Annotated in this window: 1 protein-coding gene and 1 pseudogene; both read right to left on the bottom strand. The window is 24.5% G+C overall.

All coding sequences use genetic code 11. The annotated features are described in order from the left end of the window. Positions 1-830, bottom strand: a pseudogene (locus AJ886_RS03375) (hypothetical protein); the annotation flags it as partial. A gap of 10 nt (positions 831-840) precedes the next feature. Next, complete coding sequence (locus AJ886_RS03370; RefSeq protein WP_070287129.1) at positions 841-4,338, bottom strand: hypothetical protein; 3,498 nt, start codon at positions 4,336-4,338, stop codon at positions 841-843. Between the last annotated feature and the right edge of the window lie 67 nt (positions 4,339-4,405).

Raw genomic sequence — 4,405 nt, 5'->3', positions numbered from 1 at the left:
ACCCAATCTACTCCCATAATCTCATCTATAAAAGGAAGCATACCAAATTCATCAGGTTTTAAAGTCTTAGCTAAGGTTTTAATTTCTTGTTCTCTTAAAGGATTTTTATGCACTCCTACTAAACCACTTCCTACTGCAATATCTGCATAACCATAAATAGCACCTAATAAATTAGGTTTATCTAATATACTACTTCCTCCACTTAATTGTATATAAAGTATAGTAGCTTGGATAAATCTTGCATTAAAACCATTTTGAGACATATCATTAGCTAGGTATTTATAATCACCTAATATTCCTGCTGCCATACCCCATTCATTATGAAATAAACTTGATCTTAGATTATGTTTATTATCATCTACTGTTCTATATAATTCTTCATATTTAGGATCTACATTTCCTTTTTCATCTACAGCTCCTATAGATTCATAAGGTATATCTATAACAACACTTCTTATACCACTTCTTATAACTAAATATTTATATCTTTCTTTTTTAGTTTTTAGTGAGTTATAATAAGCTTTTTCTGCTTTAGTCCAAGGAGCTATAGCTCCTTTAATAGGATCTTTTAAATAAATACTTTGCCAATCTTTAAATTCAACTAGAGTGGATTTTTGTCCTGTATAAAAGTTAGGATCTAGGTATTGGGGTTGATAGTCTTTGTAGGGGGAGTTTTGTTTGATATTGTGTGCTTCAAAAAGGGCTTTAGAATATTCTTGGGTGTATTTGCCTACCTTAGCTCCCCCATCACTTAATAAAATTTTATTCGTTTTTTTTTCTACATCTAAAATAATACCATTAGGTGTATAAATTTCATAAGTTTCACTCATTTTTATCCTTTCATCCTATATATAAACCATCTTCCATGATTATAGTTGTAGCTAGTCTGCCTATAAACTTATTAGAATAATCTTGTATTTTACTAATATCATCGCTTTCTTCCTCATTTTCTTCCATCTTACTTTCATCATTTGTCTTTTCTCTCTCTATCCCCTTATACATCACTTCTAAATTATGTTGTCCTATGGCTTCTAAATTTTCCATCAATCTTCTTGCTTTTTGCCTATCTTCTATGAACTTACCCTTTTCATCTTGAGTGGTATTATAAATCCCATTTGCATATTCATATAAAATTTGTATAGTATCATTATAAGCTAAGATAGGGTGTTGTTTTATCACTGGGTGTTGTATTTTATACTCTTCTTTTCTTTGAAAATGTTCTAGCTTATATATATTACAATTTCTAAGTTCTATATTGTTTTTTTCAAAAAATTCCTTATCATTTAAGATATATTTGCCTTCATTGATTTTATCTTCCATAAAAGCACTTCTTTTTTCATCTAAAATAATATAAGATAAAAGTCTTTTTAAGGCAAATTCCCTAGCTTCACTTGAAGTTGTAGCACAAGCAATACTAGGATAATAATTAAGCCCACCCGTGCATAATAAAGAACCAAAAATAAACTCAGATAAATCAAAACTCATAAATCTAGAATTTATTAATAAAGGATAGGTTATATATTCTTCTTTTTTTACAGCTAAAGGAAAATCATAATTGTAAGTAAATTTTTCATACATTAGTTTTTCATATAAAATTTTCAATCTTTCATAATTTGTAGGCAAAAGTGTATCGATAAAAGATCCTGCTAAATTTTTTAACACATCTACACTTAAATTTTTACTTACTTTAATAGAAAAATCAATAGCTAATTGTTTTCTTACTTTTGATATCAAATGAATTTGCTTAGCTTTATCTAATCTTGAAAAACTCTTTGACTTTTTTAATTCACTTGCATATTCTAATTGATTAAAATAATAATAATTTGTTCCTATTTGATATAAAAAAAGCTTATTGAGTGATTTTTTACTTTTTGGATTAATTTTTATAAAATGTCCTTTAGGATTAAGTGCATAAAATATCCCTAGTTCTTTAAAAAAATGTGCTTTAAAACTAGAAAATAATTTATTACCATAATACTTTTTATCTAAGCTTGAATCTATAAAAAATAAAATCATTTTTTTAAAAAAATCAGGCTGACTCATAAAAAATTCTGTAAAAGGAAAAAGTTGCTTAATGATGTTAAAAAAAGTAATATCTATAGATAATTTTGCAAGTTCTTTATCAAGCATAATATCTTGAATGCTTTTATCTAAATCTTTTTTTGAAGGAAGAGTTTTGTCTGTTTGTATATTTTCTTCAAATTCAATCTCCTCATCAAAGCTTTCATTTAAGGTTTTTAAAAAATTTACATAAGTTTGATCTTCTTCTTCAAAATCATTTTCAAACATAGCTTTGGCTAATTCATCTAAATAAATAACTTCATCTTCTTTTTTATTTTTATTTAATTCTTTAGATAAAAAGATATAAATTTTTTTATCATTATCATAAAAATAAATATCATCAGGGATAAATAAGATATACTCATTAAAATAATTTGGTATTTTAATCCTTTGGTAATTAAGTGAAATTTCTTTATCGCCATAATCTAAATTTGGAATTACAATATTTTTAACACCAAGAGAATATTCTTGCGTAAAAGCTAAGTCTTTTTGTAAAACATACAAAGTTAAAGTCAATAAAACAACCGTTAAAGGTGAGTATTTCTTAAAATCTACATTTTCATATGTTTTAGATATTGATGGCTCTAACTCAAGAAAAAATTGCATTTGATCATAATAAGAATTGATATTATCTAAATAATTATTAAAAAGCCCGATATATTCTTTTACTTTTACTTTTTCTTTTTCGCTAATTTCTTCCAGTTCTTTGGGTAATTTAAAAAAGCTATCAATATAAGCAAAATCTTGCTTAACTTTTTCATATTCTAATCGTTCGTTTATATGTTCTAATAAATAAAGTTTCATCCAAGAATATGTTTGATTATAAAAATTAAAATATCCCTTATATTTTTGATAAATCTGTCCATCAAGTTTCACAAAAGGACAAAGTTGCAATACATAATCATCTTCTTTTTTAACATCTCTTTCTATAAAATAAGAACCATAATCTCTTTTGCTAGGAAAATCGCCTTTTAATGCAAGTTTTTCATTTTTTGTAAGAGCTTTGGGGCGATTTTTTATTATTGCTCCTAATTTTTTTTGATACAAGTCCTCACAAAGTCCTGCATTGTTAAGCTGTGGTGGATTAGTAATAAGCAAATAATTTTTACCCATTTTGGTTGTATTGATTTGATCAGTATTTTTTTTATCTAATATCATTTCTACTAGCATGGAAGAATTTAAATCAGGATATTCTGCATAAAAGAAATGATTGAGTTTAGAGATATTTAAATTGATTGCTTTTTTTAATGTTGTATCAAAATTATTTAAACTAGAATTCACTAAAAGTGTATTATCTAACTTTTCATTTTCAAATTTTAGATTATTTTCTAAAAAATTATCAAAAATACCTTGAAATTCTTCATCTAAAATAACTTTATAAAAACTATTTTTATAAAGACTAATAGAAGGTACATTAGAATAAGATGAAAAATCTAATAATACTTTATCATCTATAATTAATACATCAGATAAAATTTCTTCATTGCACAAAGCGATAATAGGATAAAGCTTACTAGTAATAAGCTCTAAAAGTGGATAAGCAAAATCATAATAATATTTTTGTTCCTTATACTCTTGATACTCAGCAGAAGAATTATAAGCTTCAAATAATGTATTTACAACAAAAACATAAGGATTTTTTTTGACTAAAGAGACAGGTTTTTTAAGATTGGTTACAGAATCTAGTATATTGATAAAAAATTTTGCTATAGCTCTAATAATTTGCTTATATTCATCATCATTAGATTGAGTAATATTTTTTAAAAGTGTATTAAAAAGTGTATCTAGGGTAAGTTGTATCTTTGGTTTAATTTCTTGCTCAAAATAGTTAGATTCTTTGATATTTTTTAATAATATATTTAATTCTTTTTGAATTTCTTTTAAAAAATTTTCAATATTTTCTACATTGTTTTCATCAATAATTTTATTGAGCGTTTTATTTTCATTTTGATTAATTGCATTATTTAAAAATTTTAAATTATTAAAGATAATTTTTTTAATGCTAGATAAATTTTTATCAGAGCTAAATTTTTGTTCTTTTGTGATTTCGTCTTTATTGGCTTGATTTAAATGTATGATTTTAAAAGTTTTTGTATTATCAATTTTAAAATTATCTTCAATAGTATGTAGTGTCTTATACAAAGAATTCTTAGCTTCTTTATATCCATCAAAATCACTGCATATAAAAATAATTTTATTAGCATTTTTGGTAAGATTTTTTAACTCGATTTCTAAATTATGATTTGATGCAATTAAAGTAAAATTTTTTATTTTCATATTTTAACCCCATTTACCACCACAAATTTACAAACATAAAGCTCTTGTTTTCTATCTTCATCTTCTA

The sequence above is a fragment of the Campylobacter sp. BCW_6465 genome, assembly GCF_001762815.1.
Lineage (GTDB): Bacteria > Campylobacterota > Campylobacteria > Campylobacterales > Campylobacteraceae > Campylobacter_D > Campylobacter_D jejuni.
Note: the sequence above shows the minus strand (reverse complement) of the source record. Positions and strands in the feature narration are given on the sequence as shown.